At 60.7% G+C, this 19,261-nt stretch carries 14 protein-coding genes; 11 read left to right on the plus strand and 3 right to left on the minus strand.

Annotated features, from left to right (window positions below; all coding sequences use genetic code 11):
- Positions 1-226 (plus strand): IS3 family transposase (locus HMPREF2674_RS07655; protein WP_141761820.1); only part of this gene is annotated, 226 nt, incomplete at its 5' end.
- Between the two features lie 82 nt (positions 227-308).
- Here the strand turns inward: HMPREF2674_RS07655 and HMPREF2674_RS07660 are convergent.
- From HMPREF2674_RS07660 to HMPREF2674_RS07670, 3 genes are all read right to left on the minus strand, one after another.
- Positions 309-854 (minus strand): excalibur calcium-binding domain-containing protein, encoded by a 546-nt coding sequence (locus HMPREF2674_RS07660; RefSeq protein ID WP_084824462.1) that lies wholly within the window; start codon positions 852-854, stop codon positions 309-311.
- Positions 855-1,123: 269 nt separating this feature from the next.
- Entirely contained in the window at positions 1,124-1,864 is a 741-nt protein-coding gene (locus HMPREF2674_RS07665; protein WP_049347321.1) for a DsbA family oxidoreductase, read from the minus strand.
- A gap of 233 nt (positions 1,865-2,097) precedes the next feature.
- Positions 2,098-3,228, minus strand: a complete 1,131-nt coding sequence (locus tag HMPREF2674_RS07670) for a polysaccharide deacetylase family protein (RefSeq protein ID WP_070825344.1) — start codon at positions 3,226-3,228, stop codon at positions 2,098-2,100.
- Between the two features lie 188 nt (positions 3,229-3,416).
- On the opposite strand from HMPREF2674_RS07670, the gene HMPREF2674_RS07675 reads away from it, so the two are divergent.
- The 10 genes from HMPREF2674_RS07675 to HMPREF2674_RS07720 all read left to right on the plus strand — a co-directional run bounded on the left by HMPREF2674_RS07675 (position 3,417) and on the right by HMPREF2674_RS07720 (position 19,135).
- Positions 3,417-4,502: an App1 family protein gene (locus HMPREF2674_RS07675; protein ID WP_049343013.1), complete on the plus strand. Its 1,086-nt coding sequence runs from the start codon at positions 3,417-3,419 to the stop codon at positions 4,500-4,502.
- 849 nt (positions 4,503-5,351) lie between these two features.
- On the plus strand, positions 5,352-5,576 hold the full coding sequence (gene nrdH, locus HMPREF2674_RS07680) for a glutaredoxin-like protein NrdH (protein WP_005505794.1): 225 nt from the start codon (positions 5,352-5,354) through the stop codon (positions 5,574-5,576).
- Between the two features lie 74 nt (positions 5,577-5,650).
- A complete protein-coding gene (gene nrdI, locus HMPREF2674_RS07685; protein ID WP_070825345.1) occupies positions 5,651-6,181 on the plus strand; it encodes a class Ib ribonucleoside-diphosphate reductase assembly flavoprotein NrdI in 531 nt (176 codons plus the stop codon).
- Positions 6,154-8,334 (plus strand): class 1b ribonucleoside-diphosphate reductase subunit alpha, encoded by a 2,181-nt coding sequence (gene nrdE, locus HMPREF2674_RS07690; RefSeq protein ID WP_070825346.1) that lies wholly within the window; start codon positions 6,154-6,156, stop codon positions 8,332-8,334. The genes nrdI and nrdE overlap by 28 nt, the downstream gene beginning before the upstream one ends.
- A 158-nt stretch (positions 8,335-8,492) precedes the next feature.
- Complete coding sequence (gene nrdF / locus HMPREF2674_RS07695) at positions 8,493-9,470, plus strand: class 1b ribonucleoside-diphosphate reductase subunit beta (RefSeq protein ID WP_049347327.1); 978 nt, start codon at positions 8,493-8,495, stop codon at positions 9,468-9,470.
- Between the two features lie 297 nt (positions 9,471-9,767).
- Complete coding sequence (locus HMPREF2674_RS07700) at positions 9,768-10,811, plus strand: zinc-dependent alcohol dehydrogenase family protein (protein WP_070825347.1); 1,044 nt, start codon at positions 9,768-9,770, stop codon at positions 10,809-10,811.
- Positions 10,812-11,035: 224 nt separating this feature from the next.
- A complete protein-coding gene (locus tag HMPREF2674_RS07705) occupies positions 11,036-12,748 on the plus strand; it encodes a formate--tetrahydrofolate ligase (RefSeq protein WP_141761821.1) in 1,713 nt (570 codons plus the stop codon).
- Positions 12,749-13,984: 1,236 nt separating this feature from the next.
- Positions 13,985-14,758: an MBL fold metallo-hydrolase gene (locus HMPREF2674_RS07710; RefSeq protein ID WP_070825349.1), complete on the plus strand. Its 774-nt coding sequence runs from the start codon at positions 13,985-13,987 to the stop codon at positions 14,756-14,758.
- A gap of 216 nt (positions 14,759-14,974) precedes the next feature.
- Entirely contained in the window at positions 14,975-17,863 is a 2,889-nt protein-coding gene (gene uvrA / locus HMPREF2674_RS07715; protein ID WP_070825350.1) for an excinuclease ABC subunit UvrA, read from the plus strand.
- Positions 17,864-18,007: 144 nt separating this feature from the next.
- Positions 18,008-19,135, plus strand: a complete 1,128-nt coding sequence (locus tag HMPREF2674_RS07720; protein ID WP_070825351.1) for a GNAT family N-acetyltransferase — start codon at positions 18,008-18,010, stop codon at positions 19,133-19,135.
- The last annotated feature ends 126 nt before the right edge of the window (positions 19,136-19,261 follow it).

Below are 19,261 nucleotides of genomic sequence, written 5' to 3' on the forward strand. Positions count from 1 at the left end.
GAGTATGTCACGTAAAGGCAACTGCATCGACAATGGCGCTACCGAGCAGGTTTTCGGTCACCTTAAGGACGAGTTTTTTCGTGGCCAGGACTGGCCAACCTTCGAGAGTTTCAAAGCTGACCTTGAAGCCTATATCACGCATTGGAATACAACAAGACGCCAGGTAAAGCTTAAGGGCCTGACCCCGGTTGAATATCGGGATCAGGCCCTGCAGGAGGCCGCATAACGGCTAGTATTTAATGCGTCCAAGTTTCGGGGCGCAGTTCAAAATAGTACGAGGGGGCTTCGCTATACCTGGGGGTAGAAGCTTAGTGCTTCTTCTTCGGCTCGCACGCCACGCCATCACCGTCTTTATCTAGACCAGGGCGGTAACCCGGCTCGCCACGATGCAGCGGCGCCGCACCAGCCGCACGAGCATCAGCGCATGTTTCGTAATAAACACTCGACTGCGCCGGAGCCTGCTGAACAGGCTGCGCGGGAGCTTGCTGAGCGGGGGCCTCAGTTGCCGGAGCCTGCTGAACGGGAGCTTCCTGAACCGGTGCCTGCTGTGCCGGGGTCTCTGAGGCCGGTGCCGCCGGCGCCTCCGCGGAAGGTGCCTCAGTAGCCGGCGCCTGCACGGGAGCCTCAGTCGTCGGAACCGGAGACGGGGTTACCGTCGGGGTAGGAGACTCCGAAGGAGACGCAGACGCACTCGGCGTCGGAGAAGAACTAGCAGTAGCCGAAGGGCTAGCAGAGGCAGACGTCGACGACGAGGCAGAAGGCGTCGACTCCGGAGTGCGAACAGACGAAGAGCAACCGGTCAGCAGCAGAGTACCCGCAAGAACACCAGCGGTCGCGGTGTGAATTTTCAACACAATATTCCTTTATAAAGTGAGTGGATAAGCGTGTTCACCGTAGAACACACACTCAAGTGTAAATGAAAACGGCCCCATTCGCAGGTAATATTAAGCCCCCTAAACATTTCTGACAAGGGAAGATGCAACCTGCAGGCATAACGAAGCCCCCTCGTGCCGGTTCACGCAAGAACCGGCACAAGGGGGCTTCGCTCTATTAAGGTTTCTGAATTAATTAGGGGTGCTAGGGGAGTAGCACTCCCTCCGGGACAGCTCTAGCCGGGCTGAGGCTAGGAGCAGTTGCCGTTCATATCGCAGGACGGACCCGCCTCCGCAGCATTGTTACCTGCCGCGTCACCAGCCGCGCCTGCCAGCGGGTTCAAAAACTCAACACGGTGAGTCTCCTCCCACACCTGACGCAGCGCCTGCACCAGCATTTCCGCGGGCTGCGCACCACTGACCGCCCACTTCGACTCAATCAAGAAGAACGGCACACCGTTAATGCCCAGCTGGCGCGCCAACTGCTCATCGGCACGCACATCCGCCGCGTAACGGTCGCTCTTCAACACCGCCTCAACCTCGGCAGTATCCAGGCCAATCTCAGAAGCAATATCCAGAATCGACTCGTGATCCTGCACCGAACGGCCCTGCGTAAAGTACGCCAGCTTAAACGCCTCCTGCGCCGCCGACGCCAAGCCCTGCTCCGCCGCATAGTGAATCACACGGTGCGCATCAAACGTGTTACCGTAGCGTGCCTGACGCCAATTGAAATCCAAACCCACCTCGCGGGCACGCTCCGCCAACGACTCCTGGCTCGCAATCGCCTGCTCCAGCGACATCTGATACTTACCGGCAATCATCTCAGGCAGCGAACCGGCAGGATGCTCCGTAGCCGACGGGTCCAGCTCAAAACTATGCCACACCACCTCAACCTCGTCACGGTGCTCAAACTCGGCGAGCGCCTGCTCCAGGTTACGCTTGCCCACGTAGCAGAAGGGGCACACAATATCGGACCAAATATCAATACGCATGTTATCTATTCCTCTCATACTCGGATGCGGCACGCTGCCGCCCTGTATGCTCACCCAACGCACGGACCACCCTGTTTATTCCTGCGCTACCCGCCCGATGTTCAGCGAGTCGGGGAAAGAAAACCGGTAGCGGCTGCACGGCGAAGCCCCTTCCCTCCCGCGCAGGGAGAGAAGGGGCTTCCAATAATCACAGCCTCGAGTGCACCTCTCGGAATCACCCGATCCGAACCGGCCTAGCGGTTTGCCGCGGCGGGGGCACCCGCAGTGGCCGAGGCCGTGGTCGAACGCGAAGCCGCGGGCTGGGGCGGCTGCTGTTGAGCCGGCTGGGATGCGCGCGTGGTGGCGGCCGGCTGCGAGGGGGTCCTGGTTGCGGCTACCTCATCCTCGTACCGGGGGGTCGGGGCCGGAGTAGGAGTGGGGGTGGGGGTCGGCGAGGGAGCCTCGGTCGTTGCCTCCGCGGAGGGAGTCTCGCTCGGCTCGGGGGTTGCGGTCGGGCTGGGAGCCGCTGCCTTAATCTCCTCCTCCGAGGCGTCGCCGTAGTAGTCGCGGATCGTGACCGGGGTCAGGCCGCGCTCGTCCAGCAGGCCCTTGAGCTTATCCAGAATCGGAATAATCGTCTCGTAGTTCAGGTGGCCCAGAACAATCTGTTGCGGAAGCATGTAGCGCAGCGAACGCATGTAAATCACGCGGGCGCTGGTCTTTGCCTCGTCGCCGGTCGTGCCGTTCCACATGACCGGGCGGGTAAAGCCAATCTCACCGGCGGCCTTCAGCACGGCCTCGTTATAGCGGCCGTACGGCGGGCGGAAGTAGGGCTTCGACGAGACGCCGAAGATGCTCATAATCTCGTCCTCGTTGCGCTGCAACTCCTCCTTCACGCCCTCGGCGTCCAGGGTGGTCAGGTCGGTGTGGTTGTAGGTGTGGTTCGCAATCTGAATCTGCCCGCTCTGAACCAGCGGACGGAGAACATCAACGTTGTTCTTGAAACCCACGTACGAGGCGTTAATAAAGAAGGTCAGGCGAGTATTCGTACGCTTGGAGAACTCGGCGTAGCCGCGAATAGCCTCGGGGCTGGCACCGTCGTCAACCGTCCACGCGATGTACTTGCCCTCACCCACGAGAGCGTTGCCCACGCCGGGCCACTCGCGCGGCTTATCAATCGGGTTACCGGTGACGGACTGGGTCGGCGAGTTCGTGGCTACAGGTCGGGGAGTAACGGAGGGGCTATCGCTACCGGCCTGGTAGGGAGTAAAGTTGCCGCTCGTGCTGTCGTAGTCGTTATTCGACTTGTTCGAGCAGGCTGCGATGAGCGGAAGCATAGCGGTGCCGAGCACAAAAAGTCGGCGGTTAGGCTGTGAGTGGATCATACCTTCCAGGATAACGCCCGCGTGGGTCCTACAAGAACCTGAACAGCCCCGCCGCCCTAAATAATGCGCATATCACAGCGGGGTCACGTTCTCACCCGCGTATTTAAAGGTATCGACGTGCTGGGCTCGGCCCGCGAGGGGACGGGCTCAGTTACACTAGTGGGGTAAGAGTCTGAGGGGATAACGAATTGCGCAACCTAGTCAATGACGCCGCTGACGAGGCGGTTAACATCGGTTACCGCGTGGCCGACCGCCTGCATAGGTGGCGCGAGAAGCGCGCTATCGCCGCCGGCCGCGAGCCGATTCTTGTTCCCAGCGAGGGGTACGGACGAGTTGCATCCGAAGGGAACCCGGGCTGGGTTCGTATCATCGCCCGAGCCCTCTACAACACGGTCGACCTTGAGCGACTCCTGCAGGTCGTGGAGGGAACCCAAGACACCGCCAACCCCATGCGAGGTTGGCGTGCCTTTACCGCGATCGCTATGTCGGATGCCCCGGTCACCATCGTTATCGGCGGTACCAAGTACGAGGCGTACACCGACCGCGGCGGCGTGCTTGACGTGAAGCTTGAGATCGACCTGGAACCCGGCATGCACGAGGTCATCATGTACGTGCCCGGATCGCGCGCCGTAGCCACCAGCGTTTACATCGTGCCGGAGTCGCAGAAGCTAGGCGTCATCATGGACGTCGACGACACCGTCATGGTGACCATGCTGCCGCGCCCCCTCGTGGCCGCCTGGAATTCCTTCGTGCTCGACGAGCACGCGCGCATCCCGACCCCCGGCATGGCCGTCATGACCGACCGTATTCGCCGTAGTGAGCCGAACGCGCCGTTCATGTACCTGTCCACCGGCGCGTGGAACATTACCCCGACCCTGCGCCGATTCCTGAGCCGTAACGGCTACCCGCGCGGCACGTTCCTGCTTACCGACTGGGGGCCGACCCCCGACCGCTGGTTCCGGTCCGGCACCAAGCACAAGGTGGATTCCCTGCAGCGCCTGGTTGAGGAGTTCCCGCAGATGAAGTGGATCCTGGTTGGTGACGACGGGCAGCGCGACCCGTATATCTACAACGGCTTCGCGGTGCGTTACCCGGACAACGTGGCGGCCATCGTGATTCGTAACCTGACGGTGGGGGAGTCCGTGCTCGCCTCGGGCCGCGTGTGGAGCGATCACCGCGCCGAGCAGATGATGCGCTCACCCCTGTGGATTGAAGCCACCGACGGCGTGACGCTCAGCAAGAAGCTACGCGATCTGGGAATCATCGACTTCTAGACGTTCTCAGCTGCACGTTTTGCGTCCACGCATACCCTATATACGCGTATATGCGGTGAAGGCCGACCACTCCAGCACGGGTGGTCGGCCTTCTCTGCGTACTGAGCTCTGTAGGCTCCAAGCCCGCCCCGGACCCTGCCCCGAAGATTCCGGTTCGTCCATCGGGGCTGTGGGGTGTTTAAGGCTTAACCAACTTAAACCAACGACACACCGGCCAGTCGCGAAGAGTTAAAAATCTTTTGTACAGCTTTAATCACACCCCTTCGTCGCGGTCAGCCCCCGGGTTAAGGGCTCATTAAGAAAACCTGTTCGTCTTTAAAACCCCGTCGTTCCGCGTCATGCTGGGCGAGTGTTAAACCTGCGCTTAAATCAAGCCCGAGGAATACGGCCCCGGACGTCTTAAAACGTCATAGGGGTTAAAAGCACCCTAATAAACGAGCGGGGAGGGCCAACCAAAATGCCGCCCAACTTAAACCCCACCTGTGGATAACCCCGCGAGGTCCCCGAAAATCCGGCGAACTCCACCACCGGGCGGGTGTGGATAAGCCCGAGAGGCACCCCATTAAGTGGGTTCGGCTGTGGGTTTATCGAACGAAACACGACCCGCGCACCACATCATCTTGTGGTGCAGAAATTTCTTGGCACTAGATGTAGTATTAATACTCGGTTCCACCGCTTAGGCCCCTCGGGGCCCTCCCCGCAGAACCGCGAGGTAGCAGATCCGCCCCCGCACGACGGGCGGCACCGCCCCGGCAGGGTAGAGGTACGACGGTGGAGCCCCTAGGAAAACACGCCAGAATCATTCACAAGATAAGCCCGCCCGAGCGGGAGAAAGTAAGAGGCACTCCCATGGTAGTGACCGTGTACACCAAGCCCCAGTGCGTCCAGTGCAACATGACCTACCGCGCCCTCGACGCGAAGGGTATCAGCTACACCAAGGTTGATATCACCGAAGACGCTCAGGCCCTCGAAATGGTCAAGTCCCTCGGCTACATGCAGGCACCCGTCGTCATCGCAGGCGACGAGCACTGGTCCGGCTTCCAGCCCGACAAGATCAACGCTCTGGCAGCGTAACAACCCTGCCGAAACCCGTACAAACGGAAAATCGGCACGGAACCACACCGGCCCACGAGAATAAGGAGTACAGATTGAGTACCGCCCTCACGCCCAACCCCGTCGACGAGCACGCAGAAATCCGCAAGATTCTTATGGATGCACGCAATGCTTCCGAGGGTCGAGCGACCGAGGACGAACTGGACGATACAGCGCCACTCATCGTGTACTTCTCCTCCATCTCCGGTAACACCCACAAGTTCGTGGAGAAGATCCGTGCCCGCCGCCTCCGCCTGCCGCTGCGCACCGGCGAAGACACCCTCATTCTTGATGAGCCGTTCGTGCTCATCGTCCCCACCTACGGCAAGCCCGAAGGCGCCGGTAACGTTCCCCCGCAGGTGGTAAAGTTCCTAAACGTGGATCAGAATCGCGCGAACATGCTCGGTGTGATTGGATCCGGCAACACTAACTTTGGCCCGCTCTTCGGTATCGCGGCAGACATTGTCGCCAAGAAGTGCGATGTGCCCGTGCTCTTCAAATTTGAGCTCATGGGCACCGATTCAGATGTAGAAAAAGTCAACGAAGGATTGGAAGCATTTTGGACGCAAAACTGCCCTCAGCACTAGAAACTCTCGGTGCGAGCCACAACGGCAAGAGCGTGCCCGAGAAGTTCAAGGGTATGAGCTACCACGAGCTGAACGCACTGCTGAACCTCTACGATGAGAACGGCCAGATTCAGTTCGATGCAGACCGTCAGGCGGCACGTCAGTACTTCCTGCAGCACGTCAACAACAACACCGTCTTCTTCCACGACCTGGAAGAGAAGATCGAGTACCTGATCGAGAACCAGTACTACGAGCCGGAACTCTTCGACAAGTACAACTTCCAGTTCATCAAGAACCTGTTCAAGCGCGCCTACGCCGTGAAGTTCCGCTTCCCGACCTTCCTGGGTGCCTTCAAGTTCTACACCTCCTACGCGCTCAAGACCTTCGACGGTCAGCGCTACCTGGAGCGTTTCGAAGACCGCGTCTGCATGGTCGCACTGCTGCTGGCAGAAGGCAACGAGAAGCTGGCCGAGGAGATCGTGGACGAGATTATCTCGGGCCGCTTCCAGCCTGCCACCCCGACCTTCCTCAACGCGGGCAAGAAGCAGCGCGGCGAGCTGGTCTCCTGCTTCCTGCTGCGCATGGAAGACAACATGGAGTCCATCGGTCGTTCCATCAACTCGGCCCTGCAGCTCTCTAAGCGCGGCGGCGGCGTGGCATTCGCCCTGACCAACCTGCGCGAATCCGGCGCGCCCATCAAGAAGATTGAGAACCAGTCTTCGGGCGTTATCCCCGTCATGAAGCTGCTGGAGGACGCCTTCTCCTACGCTAACCAGCTGGGCGCACGTCAGGGCGCCGGCGCGGTGTACCTGCACGCACACCACCCCGACATCTACTCCTTCCTGGACACCAAGCGCGAGAACGCCGACGAGAAGATTCGTATCAAGACCCTCTCCCTGGGTGTCGTGATCCCCGATATCACCTTCGAGCTGGCCAAGAAGAACGAGGACATGTACCTCTTCTCCCCGTACGATGTGGAACGCATCTACGGTGTGCCCTTCTCCGACATCAACGTCTCCGAGAAGTACTACGAGATGGTCGACGATGCACGCATCACCAAGACCAAGATTAACGCGCGTGAGTTCTTCCAGACCATCGCGGAGATTCAGTTCGAGTCCGGTTACCCGTACGTGATGTTCGAAGACACCGTCAACCGCGCGAACCCCATCGCCGGTAAGGTCATCATGTCCAACCTGTGCTCCGAGATTCTGCAGGTTTCTGAGCCGTCCACCTACCACGCCGACCTCGGCTACGAGACCGTCGGCAAGGACATCTCCTGCAACCTCGGTTCGCTGAACATTGCACTGACCATGGACGGCGACGACTTCGGCAAGACCGTGGAAACCGCGATTCGTTCGCTGACCTCCGTCTCCGACCAGTCCGACATCCGCTCCGTACCCTCCATCGAGCGCGGCAACAAGATGAGCCACGCCGTGGGCCTGGGCCAGATGAACCTGCACGGCTACCTGGCACGCGAGCACGTCTACTACGGTTCCGAAGAAGCACTGGACTTCACCAACATGTACTTCTACACCGTCGCCTACCACGCAATCCGCGCCTCCATGCAGATTGCTAAGGAACGCGGCCAGCGTTTCGAGGGCTTCGAGAACTCGAAGTACGCAACCGGTGAGTTCTTCGCCAAGTACATCGAGAAGGAATGGGCACCGCAGACCGAGCGCGCCCGCGAGCTGTTTGCTAAGCACCACATCCCCACCCGTGAAGAGTGGATTCAGCTGGCAGCCGACGTCGCACAGCACGGCATGTACAACCAGAACCTGCAGGCCGTTCCTCCGACCGGCTCGATTTCCTACATCAACGGTTCGACCTCTTCGATTCACCCGATTGCTTCGAAGATTGAGATCCGCAAGGAAGGCAAGCTCGGCCGCGTCTACTACCCGGCACCGTACATGACCAACGAGAACCTGGAGTACTACCAGGACTCCTACGAAATTGGTTACGAGAAGATCATCGACACCTACGCTGTGGCAACCCAGCACGTGGACCAGGGCCTGTCGCTGACCCTCTTCTTCCGCGATACCGCAACCACCCGCGATATCAACCGCGCCCAGATTTACGCATGGCGTAAGGGCATCAAGACCATCTACTACATCCGTCTGCGTCAGATGGCTCTTGAGGGTACCGAGGTTGAAGGCTGCGTATCCTGCATGCTCTAGGCCCGAACGTCGGAGATATTCAGCCTGAGCTGACACACCATAACTACTAAAGGGGGCGGGGCGGCCGGCCCGCGGCTCCGCGCGATTCAGGGTGACTCGCGCGGAGCCCGACGCGGCCCAGATGAGTCGTCACCGCCCCCAAGAATCGGAGAATTATCATGAGCGAAAAGGTGAAGCTCGTCGACCACGTCGTTGAGGCCATCAACTGGAACCGCATCGAGGATGAGAAGGACCTCGAGGTTTGGGACCGCCTGACCGGTAACTTCTGGCTGCCGGAGAAGGTGCCGCTGAGCAACGACGTGCCCTCCTGGAAGACCCTGACCGACGAAGAGAAGCAGCTGACCATGCGCGTCTTCACCGGTCTGACCCTGCTGGACACCATCCAGGGCACCGTCGGCGCCGTCTCCCTGCTGCCCGATGCCGTGACCGCACACGAGGAGGCCGTGTACACCAACATCGCGTTCATGGAGTCCGTGCACGCGAAGTCGTACTCCTCGATCTTCTCGACCCTCGCCTCCACCAAGGAAATTGATGAGGCATTCCGCTGGGCTTCTGAGAACGAGCACCTGCAGAAGAAGGCCAAGATCATTCTGGCCTACTACACCGGTGACGACCCGCTGAAGAAGAAGGTCGCCTCGACCCTGCTCGAATCCTTCCTGTTCTACTCGGGCTTCTACCTGCCCATGTACTGGTCCTCGCACGCGAAGCTGACCAACACCGCCGACCTGATTCGTCTGATTATTCGTGACGAGGCTGTGCACGGCTACTACATCGGCTACAAGTTCCAGCGCGGCCTGGCGAAGGAGTCCGCGGAGCGTCAGGCAGAGCTGAAGGAGTACACCTTTAACCTGCTGTACGAACTGTATGAGAACGAGGTGGCGTACACCCACTCCCTGTACGACGGCGTGGGTTGGAGCGAGGACGTGAAGAAGTTCCTGCACTACAACGCCAACAAGGCCCTGATGAACCTGGGCTACGAGGCAATGTTCCCGGCTACCGTGACCAACGTTTCGCCGGCCATCCTCTCGGCGCTGTCCCCGAATGCTGACGAGAACCACGACTTCTTCTCCGGTTCCGGCTCCTCCTACGTGATTGGTAAGGCTGTGAACACCGAGGACGAGGACTGGGACTTCTAAGCCTCCTTTCTCAATTTTCTCAACGTGCCTCTTCTCGACGTGAGATAACGTGAGATAAACCGAGCGGAACCCCCGCGTATCCCAGTGTGGATGCGCGGGGGTTCCATCGTTTAACCGGGCTATTTAGCGTGCCAGGATGCAGTGGGCAAGCGCTAGGGAAGCGGGGGAACGGCACCCTGGTTCCAGCTGTGGGCACCTCGCTACAAACTCTTCACCCCGTAGCATAAAAGACTGTTGATATATCGGGGTGCGGGGCGTACTGTGGAACCACTATCCCCAAATCCTGGAAGGAACATCATGCGTTCAGTCGTCATGGAAGCCCCCGGTAAGGTCGTTGTCAACGAGGTCGACAAGCCGACCCTGCTCGAACCCACCGACGCCATCATCAAGCTCGCGGCTTCCTGCATCTGCGGCTCCGACCTGTGGCCCTACCGCGGCGCACAGCCCGTCGACCACCAGGCCATGGGCCACGAATACATCGGCGAGGTCGTAGAGGTAGGCTCCGAGGTTACCACCGTAGCCCCCGGCGACTTCGTCGTCGGCTCCTTCTGCATCTCCTGCGGTGAATGCGAAACCTGCACCGCGGGCTACCCCTCCCGCTGCCTCAAGGCAATCGCAGCAGGCGACGCCTTCATCGGTGCACGCTCCAACGGCACCCAGGCAGAATACGCCCGCGTACCCTTCGCAGACGGCACCCTCGTCAAGACCCCCGCCGCACCCACCGCAGAGCAGATTCCGCACCTGATGGCGGCATCCGACGTGCTCGGCACCGGCTGGTACGCAGCAGACGCAGCGCAGGCAGGCCCCGGCAAGACCATCGTCGTTGTTGGCGACGGTGCAGTCGGTCTGAGCGCAGTCATCGGCGCTAAGCAGCTCGGCGCGGAGAAGATCATCATCATGTCCCGCAACCCCGAACGTCAGGCGCTTGCTAAGGAATTCGGCGCAACCCACATCGTGGAAGAGCGCGGCGAAGAGGGTATCGCCAAGGTTCTGGAGCTCACCGACGGCGTGGGCGCACACGGCGTTGCTGAGGCTGTTGGTACCCAGCAGTCCTTCGACCAGGCACTCGGTTGCGTACGCCACGGTGGTTACATCGGCTTCGTGGGCGTGCCGCACGACAGCTCCATCGGCACCGATAAGCTCTTCGACAAGCAGGTTCACCTGGAGGGCGGCCCCGCCCCCGTGCGCAAGTACCTGCCGACCCTCATCGACCTGATTTACAAGGGCGAGATTGAGCCCGGTAAGGTCTTTGACCTGGTCCTGCCCATCGACGAAGCAGCTAAGGGCTACGAGGCAATGGACCAGCGCACCGCCACCAAGGTGCTGCTGACCATGCCGTAATAGCTGGTCGTAGAGCCGGTTCCTGTACCGGCAATCCGGCATGTACGCGTTACTCATCCCCGCATCCGACCCTGCCCACTCCATGTGAGCGTAGGGTACCGGAAGCGGGGATGATTTTGGTTAAAAACCACTTTCTTGGTGCGCGGGACGGCGAGGTGAGGGACAAATGCGTGAGCTAACACATAGAATGAAAGAGCATGATTCGTACAACTCGAAGGATGACAATGACGAAGAAGCTTTTCCCCTCCGACCTCGAAATCGCGCTTGCTGCCGATCTGTGGCCGATTAGCAAGATCGCAGCAGAGAGCGGCATCAGCGAAGATCGCCTCGAGCCCTACGGCAAGTACGTCGCCAAGGTTCTGCTCGACGAAAGCACCAACGCAGAGACCGCCCGCAAGCGCGGCTCTAAGTACATTGTGGTGACTGCGGTGACCCCGACCCCGCTTGGTGAGGGCAAGACCGCGACCTCCGTCTCCCTCGCACAGGGCTTCGCACAGACCGGCCGCAAGGCTGCGCTGGCTCTGCGTCAGCCCGCAATGGGCCCGACCTTCGGCATCAAGGGCGGTGCCGCAGGTGGTGGCTACTCTCAGATTGTCCCCATGGAGAAGCTGAACCTGCACCTGACCGGCGACTTCCACGCCGTGACCGCGGCCCACAACCTGCTGGCCGCCATGATTGACAACCACCTGCACCACGGCAACGAGTTGCGCATCGACCCGCGCGCAATCGAGTGGCGCCGCGTTATCGACATGAACGACCGCTCCCTGCGCAACATCGTCGTGGGCCTGGGCGAGCGCATGGACGGCGTGGTCCGCGAGACCGGTTTCGACATCACCAGCGCCTCCGAAATCATGGTGATTCTCTCGCTGGCCACCTCCTTCAAGGACCTCCGCGAGCGCCTGGCAAAGATTGTGATCGGCCTGAACTATGACGGCGAGCCCGTCACCGCAGCCGACCTGAAGGCTGACGGTGCAATGTCCGTGATTCTGGCCGACGCCATCAACCCGAACCTGCTGCAGACCCTGGAGCACACCCCGGCCCTGATTCACGCCGGCCCCTTCGGCAACATCGCAACCGGTAACTCCTCCGTGGTTGCCGACTATGTGGGCCTGGAGTACTCCGACTACGTGATTACCGAGGCTGGCTTCGGCGCCGACATGGGTGCCGAGCGTTTCTTCAACGTCAAGTGCCGCGTCTCCGGTCTGAAGCCGGACGCCGCTGTGCTGGTCGTGACCGTGCGCTCCCTGAAGTCCCACTCCGGCCTGTACAAGATCGTTCCGGGCAAGCCCCTGCCCGAGGGCATGCTGCAGGAAAGCCCCTCCGATGTGGAGAAGGGCGCGGAGAACCTGAAGAAGCACATCGAGATTGTGCGCGACTTCGGTGTTCAGCCGGTCGTGGCCATTAACGCCTTCCCGACCGACTTCGATTCCGAGCACGAGACGATTCGCCGTATCGCCGAGGAGGCCGGCGCTCGCGTGGCCATCCACCACGGTGTGGCCGAGGGCGGTAAGGGCACCATCGACCTGGCGAACGTTGTGGCCGAGGCTTGCGACGACGTTTCGGATCTGAAGTACACCTATGATCTTGAGGACTCCATCGAGACCAAGATTGAGAAGGTCGCGACCAAGGTCTACGGCGCGGACGGCATTTCGATTGCTCCGGCTGCCGCTAAGCAGCTCAAGCGCTTTGCGGAGCTGGGCTACTCGCACCTGCCCGTGGTCATTGCGAAGACCCACCTGTCCATCTCTTCGGATGCATCGCTGAAGGGTGCACCGACCGGTTGGACCCTGCCCGTGCGCGAGGTTCGCCTGGCTGCCGGTGCCGGCTACGTCTACGCAATCTGCGGCACCATGCGCACCATGCCGGGCCTGAGCAAGAGCCCCGCGGCTGAGCGCATCGGCTTCGACGAGAACGGCGTGATGGTCGGCCTGTCCTAAGACGGCTGTTTCAGCTGATCTGTAGCTGGTAGAGGCGGCGTTCCTTCCCTAGAGCGGGGGAGGGGCGCCGCCTTTCTGCGCGCCGTGTGCCGATATGGGGTCTGCCGGGTGGTGATCTGGCCCCGTAGGTGATGCTGATTCGTCGGTTGTTTTCGCCGCTCGTCGTCTGTGGAGAGCTCCGCTAGGTGGCTTGAAGACCACCCTCACTATGAGCTGGAGGGTTTATTTACGGGGTGATATACGGGCTGTAAGGGGTTGCCATGAGGGGCCCTTTCGGGGTCTGTAAATCTTAAATTGGTCTGTATGTGTTATTTTTCCTCCTCGATATTTGCTTGAGCCTTATCTTTCGTTAAACACCCTCTGGAGGTTGATTTCTAAGCGAGTCATACACCTGCATTTTGTGAAAATATGGCCTTGACTAGTATTTTTTCTTTTTTGTGAAAATTTTTGAGGTTGCACTTTCGGGTCCATGGAAGGGTGGACGATGAAGCCTTTGTTTATAAAAGCGTTGGCCAACCGGGTGTTTTTAGGGGTGGAGCAGACCAATAAGATTTCCCATTGGAGGCTTTTGTGGGCTGTTCTATGGCGGGTGGCGCGAGGCAATGTGATTAAAATAAGGTGAAAAGTAGTTGCTTCAACTAGAAAGTTTCTTTAGGTTTAGGTTGATGTTCCGCGGAATATCAAGGGAAAACGGGGTATTTTACTTCCGCGCATGTCTCACTGAAGCCCACTGAGAAAGATGCATCTGAGTGCCAAATTAGAGCAAGGCCAAAAATTTTTTTCAGTGATATAGCCCACTTATTGGAGCTGAAAAATAAAATTGGTACGTATGGATATCCTAAAAAACGGGTGCAATTATTACAGAACGGTTACAGTGAGGCTTCGGTCACTTAAATTGGCACTCCGTACCAAAATGGCCCGCCGGACAGGGTGAAAAAACTCCGCTATGATGGATGCATCAAGTAATCGTGAGATTTCCAAAGTCCTCGGGTTGCTTGTGTTTGAGTGAGTGATAGATACCCCTGGGTGTCATGAGAAGCGACTGTGTATCGATGCACGGTCGCTTCTCTGTTTAACTTTCATGCGGTGCCTCGGCTGGAACCTCATCCGAGCTGCACCCGTCCCGGGCAAAGGCTGTGCGTTCAAAGTCGAGCGCACCCAAGAAACCGCCGAGGCGCATCCCGCAGGGGAGTACCCCGGCACCTCCTAAACTGGAACACCCCTTACACTGGAAGTATGACTACATACCCCGAATCCACCCTCATCTTCGAGAACCCCGAACTGACCGTGCGCGCGCTCAGTGTTTCCGAGATGGACAATAGCGTCTACCTCATCACCATGCGCGCCACGGGCGAACAGGTACTCATCGACCCGGCCGCAGAAGCCGAGGAGCTCTACGCCTTCACCCTCGATGCATTACTTCAGGACTGCCCGCAGCTGGAACTCACCGATGCCGAGGACCGCCGCGTGCGCGTCATGGAGAAGGAAGAAGACTTTGATGCCCTCAAACCCCGCGCAATCGGCCTGACCGGCATCCTGGTTACCCACGGCCACTGGGACCACATTCGCGCCATTGCCGAGCTCGAGAAGCTCACTGGCGCAATCACCTCCGCCGGGGATGCCGATGCCGACGCCATTAAGGAGCAGGAGAACTTCGAAGTGGAGGAGCGCTTGCACGGTGGTGAGGTCTTCGATTTCTACCTCTCCGACACCGTGGTGCGCGCCCTGCATGTGCCCGGCCACACCCCCGGATCCATCGTCTACGTGCTCGAAACCGTGTGGGAGGACGGCACCCCCGCAACCCTGTTGTTTACCGGCGATGCGCTCTTCCCCGGCGGCGTGGGCAAGACCGACTCCCCGCAGCAATTCGGCGAACTCTTCTCCAACGTGCTCGAAAAGCTCTTTGGCGGCTTCGATGATGACGCAATCGTGCTGCCCGGCCACGGTCGTTCCACGACCCTCGGTGACGAGCGCCCGCACCTGGAGGAGTGGGGCACCCGCGGCTGGTAGCCCGGCCCCGGCGCGCTCTCGCCGCCACGCGAATTTGGAATGTCTCTTCGTGCGTGCGCGATGCCCCTCCTTCCGTGCGTTTTTGCGGATGCTTCGCGCTTGCCGTGCGGCTTCGCACTGCACCCTTACGCCCCGTACGCCGGGAACTTAATCCCGCCGGCTACGGGGCGCTAAGGTGTAGAATTTAAATTCGAAGATAAGACGAAAGGATTTTCGATGACACCCCGCCCGGCACACGGTAGCACCGCACTCAAAGCGAACGACCTGACCAGTATTCGTGTGCAGGGTGCCCGAGAAAACAACCTTAAGAACCTAGACCTGACCATCCCGCGCGATGCGATGGTCGTCTTCACGGGCCTCTCCGGCTCCGGCAAGTCCTCCCTCGCCTTTGACACCATCTTCGCCGAGGGTCAGCGCCGCTACGTCGAATCGCTCTCCTCCTACGCCCGCATGTTCCTGGGCCAGGTCGACAAGCCCGATGTCGACTTCATCGAGGGTCTCTCCCCGGCGGTGTCTATCGACCAGAAGTCCACCTCCAAGAACCCGCGCTCAACCGTCGGCACCATCACCGAAATCTACGACTACATGCGTCTGCTCTGGGCGCGAATCGGCCACCCGCACTGCCCCGAATGTGGCGAGGAAATCACCCAGCAGACCCCGCAGCAGATCGTGGATATTCTGCAGGAGTACCCCGAACGCACCCGCCTGCAGATTCTCGCGCCCGTCGTCAGCGCACGTAAGGGCGAGTTCGTGGACCTCTTCAAGGACCTGCTCACCCAGGGCTACTCGCGAGCCCGCGTGGACGGCGAAACCGTGCAGCTCTCCGACCCGCCCAAGCTCGCCAAGCAGTACAAGCACACCATCGAGGTGGTCGTCGACCGCATCGTCATTAAGGACGGTATTCACCAGCGCCTGACCGACTCCATTGAAACCGCGCTCAAGCTCGCCGACGGCCGCGTGCTCATCGACTTCGTGGACCGCGAGCAGGACGACCCCGAACGCACCCGCTCCTTCAGTGAAAACCTCGCCTGCCCCAACAACCACCCGCTGCAGATCGACACCATCGAGCCGCGCGCCTTCTCCTTCAACTCGCCGTTCGGCGCGTGTAGCGCCTGCGACGGCATCGGCTCGCGCCTGGAAGTCGACACCGAACTGCTCGTACCCAACCCCGACCTGACCCTCGGCGAGGGCGCTATCGCCCCCTGGTCGCAGGGCAAGGCAACCACCGAATACTGGCTGCGCCTGCTCGCCGGCCTGGGGGAGGAGCTCGGCTTCGACCTGAACACCCCCTTCAAAGACCTGCCCGCCAAAACCCGCGCCGCGATTCTGGACGGTAAGGACTACAAGGTTGAGGTGTCCTACCGTAACCGATTCGGCCGCGAACGCCGCTACACCTCCGGATTCGAAGGCGTGAAGGCGTACATTAAGCGCAAGCACGAAGAAACCGAATCGGACTTCGCCCGCGACCGCTACGAACAGTACATGCGCCAGGTCGCCTGCCCATCCTGCGGTGGCGCGCGCCTGAACCCGACCATCCTCGGCGTGAAGGTCGGCGGCAAGTCCATTGCAGACATTACCGACCTGTCCCTGGCCGATGCGCTCGCCTTCGTGCGTAGCCTGCAGCTCAGCGCCCGCGAAGCCAAGATCGGTGAGCAGGTCCTCAAGGAAATTGACGCGCGCCTGCAGTTCCTACTGGACGTGGGCCTGGACTACCTGACCCTCTCACGCTCTGCAGGTACGCTCTCCGGCGGTGAGGCGCAGCGCATCCGCCTCGCAACCCAGATTGGTTCGGGCCTGGTCGGCGTGCTCTACGTGCTCGACGAGCCCTCCATCGGCCTGCACCAGCGCGACAACCGCCGCCTCATCGAAACCCTCACCAAGCTGCGCGATATGGGCAACACGCTTATCGTGGTTGAGCACGACGAAGACACCATGCGCGAAGCCGACTGGATTGTGGACGTAGGACCCGGTGCCGGCGAGCACGGCGGCGAAATCGTGCACTCCGGCAGCTTCGAGGAGCTGCTGAAGAATACCAAATCCATTACCGGCGACTACATGGCTGGCCGCCGCAGCATCGAGGTGCCCGCCTCCCGCCGACCCGTGGACAAGAAACGCCAGCTGACCGTGCGCGGTGCCCGCGAAAACAACCTCAAGAACGTGACCGTGTCCTTCCCACTGGGCGTGTTTACCGCGGTGACCGGTGTGTCCGGCTCGGGTAAGTCCACCCTCGTCAACGACATTCTGTACACCTCCCTGGCGAACAAGCTCAACGGCGCCAAGCAGGTACCCGGCCGCCACAAGAGCATCGACGGCCTGGAGCACCTGGACAAGGTCATTCACGTGGACCAGTCGCCCATCGGTCGTACCCCGCGCTCGAACCCCGCCACCTACACCGGCGTGTTCGACCACATCCGCAAGCTGTTTGCAGAGACCAGCGAGGCGAAAATGCGCGGCTACACCCCGGGCCGCTTCTCCTTCAACGTCAAGGGCGGCCGCTGCGAGGACTGCTCCGGTGACGGCACCCTGAAGATTGAAATGAACTTCCTGCCGGACGTGTACGTGCCCTGTGAAACCTGCCACGGCAAGCGCTACAACCGCGAAACCCTCGAGGTTCACTACAAGGGCAAGACCATTGCCGACGTGCTCGAAATGCCCGTGGAGGAGGCCGCCGAGTTCTTCGCCGCGTTCACCCCGATTGCGCGCCACCTGAACACCCTCGTGGACGTGGGCCTGGGCTACATTCGCCTGGGCCAGCCCGCAACCACCCTCTCCGGCGGTGAGGCGCAGCGCGTGAAGCTCGCCACCGAGCTGCAGAAGCGCTCCAACGGCCGCTCCATCTATGTGCTGGACGAGCCGACCACCGGCCTGCACTTTGAGGACATCCGCAAGCTACTGGTCGTTCTGCAGTCGCTGGTGGACAAGGGTAATAGCGTCATCACCATCGAGCACAACTTGGACGTCATCAAGTGCGCTGACTGGATTGTCGACATGGGTCCCGAAGGCGGTAGCGGCGGCGGCACCGTCATCGCCGAAGGTACCCCGGAGCACGTGGCGACCGTCAAAGGCTCGCACACCGGCGCGTTCCTTGCGGAAATTCTGAAATAGCGTAGGCAGCCCGACCCCGCGCCCGTGTGGCGCGCAGGGTCGGGCTGAGACCGTATTGCCACCCCGTCTCCCCGTCGATGACACTGCGGCGGGATGCGGTGACCGCATCTCAACCAAAAACTCAATGACGAACGAGAGGACCCCGTGAACACCGAAGATCGCGTCAAAGCAGCCCAAGCCAAGCTCACCGCCCTCGGTGCGCGTCGCGGTGCCGTGACCACCCTGGACCGGGCGCGGCACATCCTGCACACCCAGCTTGAGGCGGACTTCTGCCAGGCGCCCGGCTCGATTAGCCGCGCCCTTCAAGAGCTACGCGACTACCCGGAAGCCGAGAGCCTGCCGCTACTCGCCACCGTACAGCCGCCTTCCGAGAAGATGGGTGCCGCACGCCGCCGCAACGACGACATCTGGGAGCTGCGCGTCGCCAACTACGCGAGCGTCGGCATTCTCTGCGCCAAGCATCCACGCGTACTCGAAAAGGCCATCGACTACATGCTCGGCGACCAGTCGAACTGGCTGGGCGACTATGCACAGCTTCGCCAGCTCAACGAACTGCTCACCCCCTACACCCAGCAGGTTAGCGGCACGAGCATCTACTACACGCCCGGCCGCGCCCTGCTGAACTCGGTCGTACCCGAGGGCGTGCAGGCGCAGGAGGTCAAGTGCGCCGTGCCCGGTGTGGGCATGATGCGCCGCGTCGACCCCGCCGAGCTGAAGGCGGCACTGCTTGCCGAAATTACCGGCGAGCGCACTATTCGCAGGGAGGCGAACGCCTCCGCGGGGGCGCTTGAGGTTGCCCCGGAGGATACGGAAGCGCGCGTAACCCGCCTGCGCGTGGACCTGCTGAGCGAAGAGCAGATTGAGTCGTTCCGCGGGGATAAGCGTTACTCGAACGCGTTGGGCTTTAGCGTGACCCGCCCGGACGTGCTGGTGCTCGCCGCATACCCGGTGGACGAGGATGTACCTGATGCACCCGCGGCGGGGGAGAGCGCCCCTGTGCACGCAGACCCTATCGCTATGGTTGGCCTGAGTGACGATTCGCCCATCATGCGCCAGATCGGCATTGATGTGCTGCCCGCCTTCCGCGGCGCGGGTATTGCGAGTGCCCTGGTGCGCGATGCCGCCCGCCTGACCCTGGCGGAGGGGTACCTGCCGTTCTACGGTACGAGCCCGTCGCACATGCTGTCGCAGAGGGTTGCGTTGAACGCGGGGCTGGTGCCGACCTGGTGGGAGTACGTTTCCACCAGCATGAACGACCTGCCCATGGACTAGAATTGCCCGCGCTGGGTATAACGGACAATAGGTACGCAGCATGTGCGCAAGGCCCCCGAGATTCTGCATCTCGGGGGCCTTTTATGTACTGAGTTTCGCGTGCTAGTTTCGCGGGGGTAGAGCCTT

The organism is Rothia sp. HMSC062F03, assembly GCF_001836905.1.
GTDB classification, from domain to species: Bacteria; Actinomycetota; Actinomycetes; order Actinomycetales; family Micrococcaceae; genus Rothia; species Rothia mucilaginosa_A.